The following is a 17,530-nucleotide window of genomic DNA, read 5'->3' on the forward strand; positions in this document are numbered from 1 at the left end:
CTTGGTAACCATAGCGTTTTGGACCCACCTGACCCCATGCCGAACTCAGTAGTGAAACGAAACAGCGCCGATGATAGTGTAGCATTTGCTATGTGAAAGTAGGACATTGCCAGGCTTCAAATAAGAGAAACCCGTTACAGCGATGTAACGGGTTTTTTGCTGTCTGGAGTTTAGTAAATAACCAGGCCCATTGAGCAATTAATGCTCACTTTTAAACCTATCATGTAGGTCGGGCGAGCGTAGCGACTCCCGACGCAATGATAATGTCGCATTTGCTATGTGACTCTCTACCGCTGTGGGCATTACGACATTGCCAGGCTCCAAATACAAGAAAGCCCGACTCCAAAGAGCCGGGCTTTTTTACGTCCGCAGAAAAGTGAAATACATGTCTTTACGTAATATCACCACCTGCGTAGCGTGGGTTGAGTATCACGAAACCCGCGGATAAGGCTCGCCTCACCAATCACAACCCATTTTACATATAGCTAAGTAGCAGTTTGTTTCTGTATTTAAGCTTTAAGATAAACAATATTTATTCAACATAGCTAGATTACAAATATAATTTTGCTTTGTTACTGGCTTTGATTTAGGATCAAAATAGTTTAAAACCAAGAACTAATAGCCAGTGTATAGATTATTAATTAGTGCCATATCATTTATATTTTGTCTCTCTGTGTCGGCAGTTGAAGTAACTGATCTGTATCAAGATATATTAAAAGTCGATGATAAAAGTCGAGACACGCGTTTAGCCGCTAGCCGCAAAGCATTACTCAATGTTTTAGTAAAGGTAAGCGGGGATGAATCTGCTGATCAAAATAAGCTTGCTCAACGACGCACCAAAAACATTTCAGATTACATGCTCAAGTTTGAATACGACGAAAAAGCAAATGGACAGCTTAATCTAGTTGTTAAATTTGAAGCGCGTAAAATAAATGAATTAATCAAAGAATTAAATTTACCTCTTTGGGGCGTCCAGCGCCCATTAGTTGCTATTTGGTTAGGTATTGAAGATAACTGGCGTAGAGAGCTTGTTACACAAGAAAGCTATCCTCAGTTAGAGCAGCTTATATATGACAAAGCGGGTCGACGTGGTTTACCCGTTGTAGTGCCACTATTAGATTTACAAGACAGACGTTTGGTTGCCATTCCTGAAGTATGGGGTAATTTTTCAGAGCCTGTTGAAGAGGCGTCGCGCCGTTATAGTGCAGAGCGAAGCATTACAGCAAGAATGTATCAAGAGCCCGACAGCGAAACCTGGATTTTAGACTGGCGTTTTACTAATGACGATTTATTCGATTCAAACCGTCTTGAAGGTGATAAACAGCAAATAGTAGGCCAGATGATAGACCGCTTAGCGTTGGGATTAGCCAATGAATACGCTATCGACCCTAACGCGTATTATGAACAGGCTGCGGCTACGCTCACCTTAAAAGGCACTCAAAGCTTTGTCGATATTGAACTTGCAAAGCGTCGTCTACAAAGTTTGAGTGTAGTGACGCAAGCAACCATAATGCGCAAAACCCCAGAATTTGTTGAGTTTAAGCTTAACCACACCGGCAGTGTGGGCGATCTTAAAAAAGGCCTTGGGCTTGATAGTGCCTTTAGAGATTATGTTGACCCTCGCGCATTTTACCATGTTGTAGACAAAAACAGTCTTGAGTATCAGTGGGTCGGTGAGTAATGCTAAGTGCTGAGCCAATGCAAATGGCACTACCAGTCACCTTGCCTGATGATGAAACATTTGCTTCTTATTTTGGTGGGGAAGACTCTTTAGAGGTAAACCACCTTAAAGCGAGCTTCTCAAAGCTTGCCAACAAATTTCAGTACACTTATTTGTGTGGCTTAGGCGATTCTGGTAAATCCCACTTATTGTACGCAACCTGCATACAAGCCCAAGAGCGTGGCTTGTCAAACATGCTGTTGTCTATGCGTGAAGTTATCGACTTTGGCCCTATGGTGTTAGATGGTTTAGAAGCACTTGACGTATTATGTATTGATGATGTGCACTTAGTCGCTGGCAATGACGCATGGGAAAAAGCCCTTTTTAACTTTTTTAATCGCTTTAACGAGCCCGGAAAAATGTTAGTGGTTACGGCCGATTTGCTCCCTGACATGCTTAATATCACCTTGCCCGACTTAGAGTCTCGGCTAAAGTGGGGAACTACCTTTCAAATTCGATCAATGAGTGATGATGATAAAGCACAAGCACTGGTTAAGCGAGCGCATATGCGTGGGCTTGAACTAAGCGATGAATGCGCGCGCTTTTTATTGACTCGCTTGAGTCGTGATATGCGTGCTTTATTAGACGTATTAGACAAATTAGATCATGCATCAATGGCCGCACAACGAAAATTAACAATTCCCTTCATAAAATCAACGTTAAAGCTGTAGTAGGTCTAGAATCTAGACCCTGCTTTCAGTTATCATTAGTCAACAAAATTGTAATCACCTTCTGTGAAAGATCAGGTATCGAATGAACTTAGAAAATATTTTAGCGCAAGCACTTGAGGCAGTTGCCAGTGCCAGTGAAATCGCGCAACTAGAAGAGATCAGGGTTAATTACCTTGGTAAAAAAGGCGAAATCACAAGCTTACTTAAAACACTGGGTAAAATTGCTCCTGAAGAACGCAAAGAAGCAGGCCAAGTAATTAACCAAGCTAAGCAAGATGTACAAGCAGCCATTAACGAAAAGCGTGAGCTTTTAGCAAGTAAAGCGCTTGAAGAAAAGCTAGCAGCTGAAACAATTGATGTAACTTTACCAGGGCGCGTAATGCCTACGGGTGGCCTTCATCCGGTAACACGCACAATCGAGCGTATAGAAAGCTTTTTTGGCGAGCTAGGTTTTGAAGTTAAATCAGGCCCAGAAGTAGAAGATGATTTTCATAACTTTGATGCGCTAAATATTCCTGAGCATCACCCAGCGCGCGCTGATCACGATACCTTTTATTTTAATCCTAAGTTAGTACTGCGTACCCAAACAAGTGGTGTGCAAATTCGTACTATGGAAACAGAGCAACCGCCACTGCGAATTATTTCGCCAGGTCGAGTATATCGTAACGACTACGACCAAACGCATACTCCGATGTTTCATCAGGTAGAAGGTTTAATGGTTGATACTGATGTAAGCTTCACAGAGCTTAAGGGTATTTTACACGACTTCTTACGTAACTTTTTTGAAGAAGACATGGAAATTCGTTTCCGTCCTTCATTCTTCCCATTTACAGAGCCTTCAGCTGAAGTAGATGTTATGGGTAAAGACGGCAAATGGCTTGAAGTATTAGGTTGTGGCATGGTTCACCCTAACGTACTTAAGTCAGTAGGTATTGACCCAGAAAAATACACCGGTTTTGCTTTTGGTATGGGCGTAGAGCGCTTAACCATGCTGCGCTATGGCGTAAACGACTTACGTGCATTTTTTGAAAATGACTTAAAATTCCTAAACCAGTTCCGTTAAGAGTGAAAATATAAAATGAAATTTAGTGAAAAGTGGTTAAGAGAGTGGGTAAATCCTGCTATTGATACGCAAGCTCTTTCGGAACAGCTTTCTATGGCTGGCCTTGAGGTTGACGCAGTTGAGAGCGCGGCAGCGGATTTTAACGGCGTAGTAGTTGGTGAAGTGGTTGAGTGCGCACAGCACCCAGATGCAGATAAACTTCGCGTTACTAAAATCAATGTAGGTGGCGATGAGCTACTTGATATTGTGTGTGGTGCGCCAAACTGTCGCCAAGGCATTAAAGTCGCTGTTGCAACAGTGGGCGCTGTTTTACCGGGCGACTTTAAAATTAAAAAAGCCAAATTACGCGGTCAGCCATCACACGGTATGCTGTGTGCCTTTGTTGAGCTAGGTATTAGCGAAGAAGGCGACGGCATCATGGAATTGCCAAGCGATGCGCCAATTGGTACAGACCTGCGCGAATACTTAGGCCTTGATGACAACATAATTGATGTTGATTTAACGCCAAACCGTGGTGATTGCTTGGGTATAAAAGGCCTTGCACGCGAAGTAGGTGTATTAAACAGCGTTGATGTAAACGAGCTACAAATTCCAGCAGTTAGCGGCACTATTGACGATGAAGTATCTATCGAGCTTGTTAATTCTGATGCGTGTCCGCGTTACTTAGGGCGTGTAATCAAAGGCATTAGCCTTGATGCAGAAACACCGCTTTGGATGGTTGAAAAGCTTCGCCGTAGTGGGATTCGCTCAATTGACCCTGTTGTTGATGTTACTAACTATGTATTACTAGAACTTGGCCACCCAATGCATGCATTTGATTTAAATGCAATTGAAGGCGGCATTAAGGTTCGCAGCGCCAATGCAGGCGAAGAGTTAGTATTGCTTGATGGCAATACTGCAAAACTGAACGAATCAACACTTGTGATAGCCGATCATAATAAAGCACTTGCAATTGCCGGTATTTTTGGCGGTGAGCAATCAGGTGTTACAGAAAAAACGTCTGATATTTTATTAGAAAGCGCGTTTTTTAACCCAGTCGCAATTGCAGGTCAAGCCCGTAGTTACGGCTTACATACCGATGCATCACACCGCTATGAGCGTGGCGTAGATTTTACCCTGCAACACGATGCAATGGAACGCGCAACTGCTTTATTACTTGATATTGTTGGTGGCGAAGCAGGCCCTGTTGTAGAAGCTGTGGCTGCTGATAAACTGCCAAAGGTGACAGAAGTACGCCTACGTCGTGCGCGTTTAGACCGAGTAATTGGTCATCATATTGACGATGAGAAAGTGACTGATATTCTGACTCGTTTAGGGTTAGACGTTAAGTTTGAAAACGACAGCTGGAGCGCTGATATTCCAAGCTACCGCTTTGATATTCGTATTGAAGAAGACTTAATTGAAGAAGTTGCTCGTGTTTATGGTTACAACAGTATTCCAAATGTTGCGCCAACCGCAAAATTAAAAATGACTACACATGACGAGTCAACAATTGCGCTAAGTAAGTTTCGCAATACGTTAGTGACACGTGGCTACCAAGAAGCAATTACGTACAGCTTTGTAGACCCTAAAGCACAAGCTATTATACACCCACAAAGTAATCCGCTTATACTGCCGCACCCAATTTCAATTGAAATGTCGGCTATGCGTGTAAGCTTAATGCCAGGGCTTTTAGCATCGGTTGCGTATAATCAAAACCGTCAACAACCACGTATTCGTTTATTTGAGCATGGTCTTAAATTTATCAGCGACGACAGCGCAGAAAATGGCCTGCAGCAAGTCCCTGTCATTGGCGGTGTGATCACTGGCCTTGCACACGGCGAGCATTGGGTTGAGCAAAAACGCAACGTTGATTTTTACGACTTAAAAGGTGATGTTGAAGCCTTATTAGCAATCACCAACGATACAAGCCGTTTTGAAATTAAAGCAGAGCAGTCAGACGGATTACACCCAGGCCAATCAGCAGTTATTTATGTTGAAGGTAAAAAGGTAGGATTTTTTGGTGCTCTTCATCCTCAAGTGCAAAAATCGTTAAATATCAATAACGCAACTTTTGTATTTGAAATAGAAATGTCTGCAATAGAAAAAAGAAATTTACCGCAAGCTGTAGGGGTTTCAAAATTCCCTTCAAACCGCCGCGACATCGCGATTTTAGTGGCTGACAGCGTTAATTCAGGCGATATTTTAAGCACAATAGAAAAAGTTGGCGGAAATCAATTGGTTGACCTAAACTTATTCGATGTGTATAAGGGCAAAGGTATTGAGCCAAATTATAAGAGTTTGGCGATTGCTCTAACACTGCAGGCGGTTGATAGAACACTCGAAGAGAAAGATATCAATCTGGTAGTTGATAACGTGGTGGCCACATTGGCCGAAAAGTTTAATGCATCGTTGAGGGACTAGATATGGCGCTTACTAAAGCCGACATAGCTGAACACCTATTTGAAAAGCTCGGGATCAATAAAAAAGATGCCAAAGATTTAGTTGAAGCGTTTTTTGAAGAAATCCGCTCAGCGCTTGAAAAAGGCGAGCAGGTTAAGCTCTCTGGATTTGGTAACTTTGATCTTCGTGATAAAAAAGAAAGACCAGGCCGTAACCCGAAAACAGGAGAAGACATTCCTATTTCGGCGCGCCGCGTGGTGACCTTTAGACCAGGTCAAAAGCTTAAAACCCGTGTAGAAGTGGGCACAAGCAAAGCAAAATAAAAAAGGGCAGCGTAAGCTGCCTTTTTTATTTAAAAAAACATCTGGCATCATGTTTTAAAACACATTTATTGCCAGGGGGTTTTGCTTACCTAAAATTCTCGCGGCGATACAAACTCACCGTTTTGTATTTGTTCATACGTTTGTTGAGCAAGGGCATCGAGTGCATCTAAATTTTTACCGTCGCTCATCAGTTGGTGCTCAATGGGTAGTAAATCTATATTTTCAATGCCAGCGCTTTGCGCCACTTTCGAAAAAATGTAAGCGTGCTTATATTTATCATGTTTATAAAACAAGCTGATTAACGAGGTATACACTTCAGGATTTGGCTGTTGGCCTTGTTTATTTAGCTCAAGCGTTTTATATAGCAAATCAATTGTTTTTTCATCGTCAAACTTAATGTAATAAGAGGCTAGATAAAACTGCATTTCTGCACTGTTGGTTACGCTTTCCTCATTTTCCATTGCAAGTAATCGAGTCAGCGCACTTTGCTCATTGTTACGTGACCAATGATAGTAAAGCAAACCTGGGTGGTTAGTGTTTTTTGTATCTTGATAAAGTCGCGTCATCTCTTTAATGCTAGTAAGCTGACCTTCAATACGCGATGTTGTTTTAGACTTTAGTTTAATATGTTCTATTTTTGCGGCTAAAGTAATACATTGATTATACGACTCAAACCCCTTAAGCAATTGGTATTTGTTTTCATCTGTGGGTTTTTTATATTCTATATAGCGTTTTAAAATAACCTCAGAGCGCTCATTTTTACAATGGCTATCTTTATTTAAATCACTACAAAAGCCAGGTGTTTCTTTACATACCTGAGCGAGAGTCAGTGGTTCTTCGCATCCTGTTAACGCTAGCATTGTTAGTATTGCGCTTGCTCTTAAAACCATCCCTTAACCTCAAATGAATATATACATTACTATTCTAGCGCAATCATTTGTGCGCTAACAGTAGAGAATAACTTTAGATTAACTTAGAATAGCCCTGCCTGAAGTGCATTACTCTCAAAATCTAATGCATTTCTAAAGGCTATCCGTTCAAAATGATTAAATTAGGTAAATAAAATGACCTCATCTCACGAATTAGAATATACAAATAGTTGGCAAGAACGCCAAGATTACGCTGAAAGCATGCAACCTATCATTGGTAAGCTTTATCGTAACCGTGGCATAGAAATCGCTGTATATGGCCGTCCTCTCGTTAATGCCAGTACTATCGATATTATCAAATCACACAAAACTGTAGCGCAATTTGAAGGCACTAAATTACGTTTACGCGAGAGCTTTCCGTTTTTAGAAGCCATTAGTAAAATGGAGCTAAACTCAGCACGTATTGATATTGGTAAACTTGCTTATAGCTATTTGTACAGCGATGCTGCTAATGGCCGCACAGTTGATGAATTTGTTAAAGACGAATTAGCCGAAATTGCAGACTCACCAGCCAAAGAGCCGCGGGATGTTGTATTGTATGGCTTTGGTCGTATAGGGCGTTTGTTAGCACGTTTACTAATCGAAAAATCAGGCCCTTATGCCGACTTACGTTTACGCGCAATTGTTGTACGTGGCGGTAAAGAAGGCGACCTTGAGAAACGTGCAAGCTTACTGCGTCGCGATTCAATTCATGGTCCATTTAATGGTTCAATCACAATTGACACGCAGCGTAATGCAATTAAAGCGAATGGCAGCTACATCCAAGTGATTTATGCTAACTCGCCAAGTGAAGTTGATTACACCGCTTACGGTATCGAAAATGCACTCGTAGTTGATAACACTGGTATTTGGAAAGACGAAGCAGGCCTTGGTCAGCACTTAGAGTCTAAAGGGGCTGCAAAAGTACTATTAACAGCACCGGCTAAAGGCAACATTAAAAACATTGTTTATGGTGTAAATAACCAAGACATTAAGCCTGAAGATAAAATCGTGTGTGCAGCAAGCTGTACTACCAATGCGATTACGCCAACGCTTAAAGCATTAAACGATAAGTTTGGTATTAATAACGGCCACGTAGAAACCGTACACTCATACACAAACGATCAAAACCTTATTGATAACTACCACAAAGCAGAGCGTCGTGGACGTGCTGCTGCACTTAATATGGTAATTACCGAAACAGGCGCAGCTAAAGCGGTATCTAAAGCGCTTCCTGAGCTTGAAGGTAAGCTAACAGGTAATGCGATTCGTGTGCCTACACCTAATGTGTCGCTTGCTATATTAAACTTAAACCTTAATAGCAGCACCTCTGTTGAAGAGCTAAATGCGTTTTTACGCGAAACAGCACTGCATTCAGAGCTGCGCGACCAAATTGATTACACCGCATCAACCGAAATCGTATCTACCGATTTAGTCGGTAGCCNGCCGCTACGCAGGTGTTGTAGACTCGCAAGCAACAATTGTTGAAGGTAACCGCGTTGTTTTATACGTATGGTACGACAATGAATTTGGCTACAGCTGCCAAGTAGTTCGTTGTATGCGTGATATGGCTGAAGTTGCTTTCCCAAGCTTACCTCGCTAATTTAAACGCAATTATACTAAGCCAGCTTTTTTGCTGGCTTTTTTAGTCGCGTTATATTTTTAAAGTGCACCCTGTGTGGTAGGCTTTAATTATTGAAATGCTTATTTGATTTCATTCAATAATGCATTTTACTATTTAACCTGCAATCTGCTTGAGATAGCTTAATTATCCACAGTACAGGTTTTTAAATAGTGTCAGTTCTGCACTTTTAGGCCGCTCTTTTTTGTAATTTAGTGACCAAAAATAGAGTCAATTTAATCCAAAATATCAACGTGCCTAACAAAGCAGATAAACTTATTCTACCTTAAGGTTTTTTCATGAAAATCAGCAGCAATTTTGATAGTGGTAACATAAAGGTTATCGAAGCCAACGATCCGTTAAATATTCAATTAGAGATAAACAACGATCACCAGTCTGAATTTTACCAGTGGTTTCACTTTCGTCTAGAAACAACGCCTTATCAACTGCATAAGTTAAACATTAATAATTTAGAAAATTCTGCCTACCCAGATGGATGGGAAGGCTACCAAGCTGTTGCCTCATACGACCGTCAAACATGGTTCCGTGTGCCTTCAAATTACGAAAATGGCACGCTTACCTTTGAACTAGAGCCTGAATGCCCCAGTGTATATTTTGCTTACTTTGCGCCATATAGCTACGACCGTCATTTAGATTTATTAGCCTGGGCGCAAAGCGAAGAGCTTTGCCAATTACAAACATTAGGTGAAACACTTGATGGCCGTGATATGAGCGTGCTTAAAATTGGTCAGCCTAGTGAAGATAAAAAAACAATCTGGATCACCGCGCGCCAACACCCAGGCGAAACTATGGCAGAATGGTTTGTAGAAGGGCTATTACACAAACTACTAGATGATGAAGACCCGCATGCCGCTGCTCTTTTATCAAAAGCTGTATTTTATGTAGTACCAAACATGAACCCAGATGGCAGCGTACGTGGTCACCTTCGTACTAACGCAAAAGGCGTTAACTTAAACCGTGAATGGCAAACGCCTAGCATGGAAAATAGCCCAGAAGTGTATTTAGTACTGAATAAAATGCGCGAAACTGGCCTCGATATGCATTTAGATATACACGGTGATGAAGCTATTCCTTATAACTTTGTGGCGGGCAGTGAAGGTATTCCAAGCTACGATGACCGCTTAAAAGACTTAGAAGATAGCTTTAAAGCAGCGCTGCTTACTATAACGCCAGAGTTTCAAGATGAGCACGGTTACGATAAAGACGAGCCGGGCAAAGCTAATTTAACAGTTGGCTCATCTGCAACGGCAGAAGAGTTTAAAGCACTTACTTACACAATTGAGATGCCTTTTAAAGACAATAACGACTTACCAGACCCAGATTACGGCTGGNGGTCAGACCGCCGCTCGTATCAATTTGGTCAAGATACTTTAGCGGCAATCGTAAATGTCGTTGATAAATTAAGATAAATTAGTATAAGGTAAGGGCAACATTAAAATGTTGCCCTTTTTTATTACAAAATTAACAAATAATAAAAGTGCGCAATAGCTTAGTTATCGTATTACCTAGCTCTGAGTAAGTAATAAACAATCAACAGTCTCAAATAAAATAATAAGAGGTATTTAGCGTGGATGCATTCGGACAACTTTTAGATAGCCTAGATGGCATGTTAGGGGGCGCAGTTTGGTTTCCCTATGTGCTGCTAGGAGTCGGTCTATTTTTTACTATTTATTTAAAGTTCCCACAAATTCGTTATTTCAAACATGCGTGTAAGGTAGTTACAGGTAAATTTGATAAAAAAGGCACCGAGGGTGACACAACTCATTTTCAGGCACTGGCTACTGCGCTCTCTGGTACGGTAGGTACAGGTAACATTGGTGGGGTAGCCTTGGCTATTTCTATTGGTGGCCCAGCGGCATTATTTTGGATGTGGATGACGGCATTTTTTGGTATGACCACCAAATTTGTAGAAGTTACGCTTTCACATAAATACCGCGAAAAAACCCAAGATGGTACCATGGCCGGTGGCCCTATGTATTACATGGATAAACGCCTAAACATGAAGTGGCTTGCTATTTTATTTGCCGTTGCCACTGTAATTAGCTCTTTTGGTACGGGCAGTTTGCCACAAATTAACAACATAGCGCAGGGTATGGAAGCCACATTTGGCTTTGCACCTATGGCAACCGGTGCTGTGTTATCTATTTTACTTGCGTTGGTTATTTTAGGTGGTATTCGTCGTATTGCTGCTATTACATCACGCGTTGTGCCCATTATGGCCGTGATTTATATCATAGGTGCGTTAGGTGTTATTTTTTATAACATTGAAAACATCGGCCCTTCGTTTGCGTCAATATTTGTTGATGCATTTACAGGCTCTGCTGCAGCCGGTGGCTTTTTAGGTGCCTCTTTTGCGTATGCATTTAACAGAGGTGTAAACCGTGGCTTGTTCTCAAATGAGGCCGGTCAAGGTTCTGCACCCATTGCCCACGCATCGGCAAAAGCTGATGAACCTGTGTCTGAAGGAATGGTTTCAATTTTAGAGCCGTTTATCGATACCATTATTATTTGTACATTAACAGGCTTAGTTATTTTATCGTCGGGTGTGTGGAATGAAAAATTCGAAACACATTTTGAACGATCGTCAATGAGCATTATTAAAGGTGACTACTCAGAAACCAACGAAGCGCAGCGCCAAGAGCTATACAATTACCTAAACGGTAATGATAGCAAGGTAGAGCTATTCAACGGCAACATTGATGTAGTTAATGGCGAGCCAACAAGTAATGGCTTTACCGTATTACATTCACGCTCAATTGGTGAAGACATACGTTTTGGTATTACCGACAAACATAAGTACACAGGGATTGTTGAAGTTAAAAACGGTATGCCAACCGACGACAGCATTAGTTTAATTGGTAAATCGTTAGTGCACTCAGCAGAGCTGACAACCAAAGCGTTTACCCGAGGCTTTTTTGGCGATAGCGGTCAATACATAGTATCGATAGGCTTATTGTTATTCGCATTTTCTACTGCCATAGCGTGGTCGTACTATGGTGACCGTGCCATGATTTACTTACTTGGTAATCGCTCAGTTATGCCGTATCGCGTATTTTATGTTGCTGCGTTCTTTTGGGCTTCGTTTGCCGATACCACTTTAGTATGGAAATTAGCAGCCGTTGCAATTGTCGTTATGACCTTGCCTAACTTATTTGGCATTATGTTATTGCGCAAAGAAATGAAACAATCCGTAGATGACTACTGGGTTAAATTCAAAAAAGACAACGAGCAATAAAACAAGTACAATAAAAGGCGCCGCAAGGCGCTTTTTTTATGCGTAGTATGGAGAGTAGTATGGCGATTATTCATTGCCCCAAATGTGCAAAATCAATTTCAGATAAACATCAGCAGTGTCCGCATTGCAATAGTAACATTGGCGCGCTTAACTCTGAGCAGGTACAACAGCTTCAGCGCGAACAGCGAATTAAAAAACAGCAAATGTTTATGAACCATTCTTTCTTGGCGCTCATACTATTTTTAGGTGGCTTTTTTTGCTTATACTTTTTACAACCCGCAAAAGAAACCCTGCAATGGTACGCGTATACAGTAGCGATTGGTGTTGGCTGTATTTGGTACTTAGTAAACCGCGTTATTTTAGTGACTCTAAAAAAGAAAAGATGACATGAATATTGACAACCTTGTACAAAATATAACCCCAGAATTATTTGAGCGTTTACAGTACGGTGCTTCAACCGGCAAATGGCCCGATGGCACGCCGCTCTCTGATGAGCAAAAGCAACAAACGGTGCAACTTGTTATGCTTTACCAAGCTAAAATAGCGCAATCAAACGAGCAATTTACCATTGGCGCTAATGGCGAAATGATCCAAAAGACAAAAGCACAACTACAAAAAGAATTTAAATCAGAAAACGAAATAGCTAGGTTTAGTGAACATGATCTTTAAACACCTTTTTACACCTAAGTGGAAACACCCAAAGCAGCAAGTTCGTCTAGACGCAATTGAAAAACTTGATGTAGAGCGCGACGCATCAATTTTAAGCACATTAGCGCTGGAAGATAACTCAGCCGAAATACGCCGCAAAGCATTACAAAAAGTAAATAACTTACCACTGTGGTGGAAAGCCTATAAACAAGATCACGCGCTAAAAGATGTAGCCGAAATACAAATTTCAAACGCAGTGTTAAACAACGAAAGCGCACTGAGCACGCAAATTAAAAGTGAGTATATAGACCGTTTTGCACCGGTTAAAACACTAGAAAAACTCGCCTTTGCAGAGAAAGAACTGCAAGTACGCGTTAAACTTTTAAAGCGCTTAGCAAATCCTAAATTAATTGAAAAAGCGTTTAAAGAGGGCAGCGAAGAGCTTCAAAGCCAACTTGTAGAGCTCGTTATAACGCATCAACTTATTAAACCATTAGTAAAGCATGCTAAAGGCGATGCTAAGCAGCAGCTTGAGCAACACGTTGAAAACGAACGCTTAGCGATTGAAATGCCCGCTCAGGTAGAGAGCGCAACACGCGTTATTTTAGCTAAGCTAAACGCCTTGCGAGATAAAAACGATTACGCCATAGTAAACCCACAAGCCGGCGAGTTAATGGCGCAGTGGCAAGCACTTGAACTTAAATGGTTAAGCAAAGAGCACGTTAAAGAGCTAGATAAAAAATACATCAGCATTACCGATAAACTCGATGCGCATATTGCTACTTTAAAAGCGCAGCACGAGCAACAACAGCAGCGTTTAGCCGAGCAACAACGTCAATTATTAGCTCTGGCAACACTTGAGGCATTGAGCGAAGAAATAGAAAACGCGTTGCAATTAGGCTTAGAAACCCCAGAGCAAATTCAGCAAGATTGGTTAGAGGCTAAAGTAGCGCAAGCTAAGCAAACGTTAACCGATGCCCAACACGGCGATAACGCACAAACTAAGCAAGTTATTACAAAGCTAGAAAAACTATTCAATCAGGTGGCTAAACTACCAGAGCTTAGTAGCGCAATTGCACAGTATAAAATTGCTTTTGAACAGCTTAAAGAAATTGAGCCTGCGGAGCAGCTAGCTGATTACGATGATGTTTTAACTCGTTTTAATAACGCATTTAAACAAACTCGTAGCCATTTAAATGTGGTTGATGGGGCATTGCAGCAAAACTTTAAATCGCAATTAAATACGCATAAAAAGCAGTTTTTAGCGCAAATGAGTGAGCTGACAAAACCGCTTGAAAAAAACCAAAGCACAGCCAAACGTAAAGCACGCGATGTAAAACGCCTTATTGAGCAAGGCCGCTTTAATGTTGCTTTTGGTGTATTTAAAGGCTTTGAAGAGTTGTTTGATAAGTTAACACCGCAATTTCAGCAGCCACTAGTAAACTTAAAAGCCGATTTAGAAGCACAACTTGCAGAAGCAAAAGATTGGCAAAAGTACGCAGCCGCGCCAAAACGCGAAGCCTTACTTGAAGAAGTGGCCGGGTTAGTCGACCAACCGTGTGACGACCCACAACAGCGTGCTGAGCAAGTTAAAGCGTTTCGTAAGCGTTGGAACGAGCTTGGCCGTTTAGATACAGAGCAAGAAAAACAACAAGGTGAGCAGTTTGATAGCAACATAGAGCTGTTGTTTGCACCGTGTCGTAGTTACTTTGCCGAGCAAGAAGTGGCGCGCGAAGCTGCAAAAGCCCAGCGTGAAGTACTGATAAACGATATGCAAGCACTAAGCGAGCAAGACACCGCTATTGAAAGCTTTGATTGGAAGCAGTTTGAAAGCCAATACAACCGTTTAAATAAAGCGTGGCGTAGCGTAGGTAAAGTTGACCCTAAAACATACCGCGTATTAAACGAAAGCTTTAAAACACAGCAGCAGAGCGTACTTGCTATATTAAATGCATACCATAAAGGTAACGCAGCACAAAAAAATGCCTTAGTGGAGCGCGCCTCAGCGCTTTCGCAAAGTGAAGATTTAGCTGCAGCATGCCAAGAGTTAAAGCAATTACAACAGCAATGGCAAAGTATAGGTTTTGCAGGTTTAAAAGCCGAAAATGCGCTGTGGCAAAAGTTTCGCCAGTATAACGATGAAACCTTTAGCAAACGTAGCAGTGAGTTTGAGCAGCAAAAGCTGGCTCAAAACGAAACAGATAAACAAGCTGCAATAGAACTGGCTGAGCTAGAAAGTGCCCTTGAACAAGTAAATCAAAAAGCCCAATTGCATGACCTAGAAACCAAAGTGAAAGGCTACGCGCAATATAAATCGCTTGCGTCAAAAGTGGCAGCATTATTAAGTGCTATTGACGAAAAGCTAGCTTTACTTACAAGCCAAGCGCAGCATGCGCAATTTGAAGCGCTGATCACTGCACTTGAAAACAACGATGTAGTGCCAAGCCAATTTCAAGCACCGTTAGCGACGTCGCTTAGTAGTGAACAACTTATTACAAGAATGGAAATTCTTGCCAATGTAAGCTCGCAAAATGCAGCTCTTAGAATGGCAGAGCAAGTCGCCATGCTTGATGATAAACACCGTGGTGAGCATGCTGATTTAAACTATTATTTAAAGCAGCTATTAGCGCTCAGTAAGGGTTCAGTTGAGCCTGACACACTAGCTAAAATTAAAACTATTTTTACAGCATAATATGTAATTAACTTGTATGAACTACAGGTATTGCATAATAAAAGCCGCTGTTTAAGCGGCTTTTTTATAATTACAACGAGGATAAAGGTTAGCATGAGAATTTTATTACTGTTTTTAACCACACTACTTTTAAGCGCATGTAATTCTACACAAGGCGTGTCTGTTTACTCATTTACCAGCTCAGAAGTAGAAAGTGTGCTAGGTAAACAGTTGCCTAAGTTAAGCGAAAAGGTGAGCTTAATGGGGCTGCCAGTGCAGTTTGATGTAAACGATTTAAGTGTAAATATTGGTCCAGATAACCGTGATGTAGTAGTACTTGGTGCAGACTCAAGTGCAGAAATAAATGCATTTGCACTGAAATACCCAGTACGCTTAAAGCTGCAAATTGAAGGTAGCCCGTTTTACGACAGTGAAAAAAAAGCCGTGTTTTTACGCAATGTTAAACTACTAGATTCGAGTGTGGATGCAGGTGGCTTTAAAGGTAATTTAGCGGCGCTTGATAATGAAGCGATGGAAGTAATTAATGCTTTTTTAGCCCTCAACCCTGTTTATACGTTAAATATGGATGACCCTAAAATGATGCTGCTAAGCAAATTACCCCTTGATATGAAAGTGGTTGAAGGGGCAATTAAATTAGTACCGCGCCTTTAATGTACAGCACACTGCTTGCGATAGTTTTATTACCAAAACGTTTGGTTAATTAGATCGAGCCCAGTAAAATATACGTATTAATTAGCCTGTTTCTCAGGCTAATTAGGTTTTTACAATGGCAGCTTCGCGCAGCATACCTACCTCAAGACTCTCTCGATTTGCAAAGCTTGGCTCCTTAGCCGGTGGTGTTGCAACCAACATGCTTATAGATGGCACTAAAAGTGCGCTCACGGGTAATGGTTGGAATAATAAAGCTTTACTCTTACAACCTAAAAACATAGAAAAACTAGCTGTTCAGCTAGCACACCTTCGTGGTGCTGCCATGAAACTAGGGCAATTATTGTCTATGGATGCTGGCGAGCTATTAAGTCCTGAACTTACTCAATTACTCGCATTGCTTCGCGCTGATGCAAACCCGATGCCGCACAATCAATTAGTTAAGGTACTTAAAAGTGAATGGGGTGAAGACTGGCTTAATCGTTTTTCGCATATTGAACTTAGGCCATTTGCAGCGGCGTCTATTGGCCAAGTGCACTTAGCTTATCAAGAAAATGGTGAAAAGCTGGCGGTAAAAATTCAATACCCAGGTATAGCGCAAAGTGTACATAGCGATGTAGACAATGTTATTGCACTATTAAACATTGCGCGGTTAATCCCTAAAGAGCTTGATATACAGCCACTCATAAATGAGGCTAAAGCGCAGCTACTTGCCGAGGCTGATTATGAACGCGAGGCACATTACCTTAACAGATACGGTGAGTTGCTAAGCCAGCACGTTAATTTTAAAGTGCCTAAAGTATATGGCGTTCACAACACTAAACGCATTTTTGCAATGGAGTATGTACAAGCAACGCCTATAGAAGCGCTTAGCAATTTACCTCAAGGTGAGCAAAATAACATTGCAGCTAGGCTCATAGATTTATTTTTTAAAGAAATGTTTGAGTTTAAGCTAATTCAAACCGATCCTAACTTTGCTAATTTTCATTATCAGACTCAGAGTAAGCAAATTGTGTTATTTGACTTTGGGGCAACCCGAGAGATCTCGAGTAAGTTGAGCAAGGCTTACCTGTCACTATTTATTGCAGGCACTGAAAACAATAGGGCGGGCGTGTTAAGCGCAGCGCGCGAAATAGGTTATTTTAAAGATACCCTACTAGATTCTTACAAAAGCCATGTTATTGATTTGTTTTTAATGGCGTGTGAGCCGCTAAGAACCACTGGCGAGTTTGACTTTAAAAACAGCCCCTTAGCAACTAATATTAAAAATGCAGGGCTAGAGCTAAGCGCACAGTCGCAGCAATGGCATACACCGCCCGTTGATGCGTTGTTTATTCATCGTAAGCTAGCTGGGCTTTATTTAATTGCGGCAAAGTTAAATGCAAAAATAGATATTAACGCTTTATTTAAGCCTTATATTAAAGGCCACTTTATTTAACTGTTTAGCGCGTCACTTTATGGCATAATAATCGTGATATTTCGCGAGGATGATGCAATGATAAAACAATTTTTAAATGACCCCAAACTTTTACTTAATGCGGTAGGAGAGGGCATTTACGGCTTTGATTTATCGGGCAATGCGGTGTTTGTAAACCCAG

General features: G+C 41.3%; 13 protein-coding genes, 1 rRNA gene and 1 pseudogene. 14 read left to right on the forward strand and 1 reads right to left on the reverse strand.

Going from position 1 to position 17,530, the window contains the following annotated elements:
• The 6 genes from rrf (at window position 1) to ihfA (ending at window position 6,159) form a co-directional block, all read left to right on the forward strand.
• Window positions 1-115 (forward strand): 5S ribosomal RNA (gene rrf, locus L650_RS0114470).
• 510 nt (window positions 116-625) lie between these two features.
• Window positions 626-1,681, forward strand: a complete 1,056-nt coding sequence (locus L650_RS0114475; RefSeq protein WP_029773548.1) for a DUF2066 domain-containing protein — start codon at window positions 626-628, stop codon at window positions 1,679-1,681.
• On the forward strand, window positions 1,681-2,391 hold the full coding sequence (gene hda / locus L650_RS0114480) for a DnaA regulatory inactivator Hda (protein ID WP_004587231.1): 711 nt from the start codon (window positions 1,681-1,683) through the stop codon (window positions 2,389-2,391). Before L650_RS0114475 ends, hda begins: the two co-directional genes overlap by 1 nt.
• A gap of 82 nt (window positions 2,392-2,473) precedes the next feature.
• A complete protein-coding gene (pheS, locus tag L650_RS0114485) occupies window positions 2,474-3,454 on the forward strand; it encodes a phenylalanine--tRNA ligase subunit alpha (protein WP_004587232.1) in 981 nt (326 codons plus the stop codon).
• Between the two features lie 15 nt (window positions 3,455-3,469).
• Window positions 3,470-5,857, forward strand: coding sequence for a phenylalanine--tRNA ligase subunit beta (pheT, locus tag L650_RS0114490; RefSeq protein WP_029773550.1), 2,388 nt, complete (start codon window positions 3,470-3,472; stop codon window positions 5,855-5,857).
• Between the two features lie 2 nt (window positions 5,858-5,859).
• Entirely contained in the window at window positions 5,860-6,159 is a 300-nt protein-coding gene (gene ihfA / locus L650_RS0114495) for an integration host factor subunit alpha (protein ID WP_002960690.1), read from the forward strand.
• 89 nt (window positions 6,160-6,248) lie between these two features.
• Here ihfA and L650_RS0114500 read toward each other — a convergent pair whose 3' ends face one another.
• Window positions 6,249-7,049, reverse strand: a complete 801-nt coding sequence (locus L650_RS0114500; RefSeq protein WP_029773551.1) for a DUF2989 domain-containing protein — start codon at window positions 7,047-7,049, stop codon at window positions 6,249-6,251.
• Window positions 7,050-7,223: 174 nt separating this feature from the next.
• On the opposite strand from L650_RS0114500, the pseudogene L650_RS0114505 reads away from it, so the two are divergent.
• The 8 genes and pseudogenes from L650_RS0114505 (at window position 7,224) to L650_RS0114540 (ending at window position 17,370) form a co-directional block, all read left to right on the forward strand.
• Window positions 7,224-8,670 (forward strand): annotated as a pseudogene (locus tag L650_RS0114505) (glyceraldehyde-3-phosphate dehydrogenase).
• A 317-nt stretch (window positions 8,671-8,987) separates the two neighbouring features.
• Window positions 8,988-10,118 carry a M14-type cytosolic carboxypeptidase gene (locus L650_RS0114510; protein ID WP_029773552.1) on the forward strand — a complete coding sequence of 377 codons (1,131 nt, stop codon included), beginning with the start codon at window positions 8,988-8,990 and terminating at the stop codon, window positions 10,116-10,118.
• 158 nt (window positions 10,119-10,276) lie between these two features.
• Window positions 10,277-11,944: an alanine/glycine:cation symporter family protein gene (locus tag L650_RS0114515; protein WP_004587237.1), complete on the forward strand. Its 1,668-nt coding sequence runs from the start codon at window positions 10,277-10,279 to the stop codon at window positions 11,942-11,944.
• Window positions 11,945-12,003: 59 nt separating this feature from the next.
• A complete protein-coding gene (locus L650_RS0114520; RefSeq protein WP_004587238.1) occupies window positions 12,004-12,330 on the forward strand; it encodes a hypothetical protein in 327 nt (108 codons plus the stop codon).
• Window position 12,331: 1 nt separating this feature from the next.
• A complete protein-coding gene (locus L650_RS0114525; protein ID WP_004587239.1) occupies window positions 12,332-12,613 on the forward strand; it encodes a YeaC family protein in 282 nt (93 codons plus the stop codon).
• Window positions 12,603-15,284, forward strand: coding sequence for a DUF349 domain-containing protein (locus L650_RS0114530; RefSeq protein ID WP_029773553.1), 2,682 nt, complete (start codon window positions 12,603-12,605; stop codon window positions 15,282-15,284). Before L650_RS0114525 ends, L650_RS0114530 begins: the two co-directional genes overlap by 11 nt.
• A gap of 93 nt (window positions 15,285-15,377) precedes the next feature.
• Window positions 15,378-15,935, forward strand: a complete 558-nt coding sequence (locus L650_RS0114535; protein ID WP_029773554.1) for a DUF1439 domain-containing protein — start codon at window positions 15,378-15,380, stop codon at window positions 15,933-15,935.
• Window positions 15,936-16,050: 115 nt separating this feature from the next.
• Window positions 16,051-17,370: an ABC1 kinase family protein gene (locus L650_RS0114540; protein WP_029773555.1), complete on the forward strand. Its 1,320-nt coding sequence runs from the start codon at window positions 16,051-16,053 to the stop codon at window positions 17,368-17,370.
• Window positions 17,371-17,530 lie beyond the last annotated feature (160 nt).

It is taken from the genome of Pseudoalteromonas sp. TB51 (assembly GCF_000498055.1).
Classification (GTDB): Bacteria; Pseudomonadota; Gammaproteobacteria; order Enterobacterales; family Alteromonadaceae; genus Pseudoalteromonas; species Pseudoalteromonas atlantica.

Bases quoted from the DNA above. Each gene is read 5' to 3' on its own strand.
- L650_RS0114520 (WP_004587238.1), top strand. From the start codon at position 12,004: ATGGCGATTATTCATTGCCCCAAATGTGCAAAATCAATTTCAGATAAA.
- L650_RS0114530 (WP_029773553.1), top strand. From the start codon at position 12,603: ATGATCTTTAAACACCTTTTTACACCTAAGTGGAAACACCCAAAGCAG.
- L650_RS0114500 (WP_029773551.1), bottom strand. From the start codon at position 7,049: ATGGTTTTAAGAGCAAGCGCAATACTAACAATGCTAGCGTTAACAGGA.
- pheS (WP_004587232.1), top strand. From the start codon at position 2,474: ATGAACTTAGAAAATATTTTAGCGCAAGCACTTGAGGCAGTTGCCAGT.
- ihfA (WP_002960690.1), top strand. From the start codon at position 5,860: ATGGCGCTTACTAAAGCCGACATAGCTGAACACCTATTTGAAAAGCTC.
- hda (WP_004587231.1), top strand. From the start codon at position 1,681: ATGCTAAGTGCTGAGCCAATGCAAATGGCACTACCAGTCACCTTGCCT.
- pheT (WP_029773550.1), top strand. From the start codon at position 3,470: ATGAAATTTAGTGAAAAGTGGTTAAGAGAGTGGGTAAATCCTGCTATT.
- L650_RS0114535 (WP_029773554.1), top strand. From the start codon at position 15,378: ATGAGAATTTTATTACTGTTTTTAACCACACTACTTTTAAGCGCATGT.
- L650_RS0114525 (WP_004587239.1), top strand. From the start codon at position 12,332: ATGAATATTGACAACCTTGTACAAAATATAACCCCAGAATTATTTGAG.
- L650_RS0114540 (WP_029773555.1), top strand. From the start codon at position 16,051: ATGGCAGCTTCGCGCAGCATACCTACCTCAAGACTCTCTCGATTTGCA.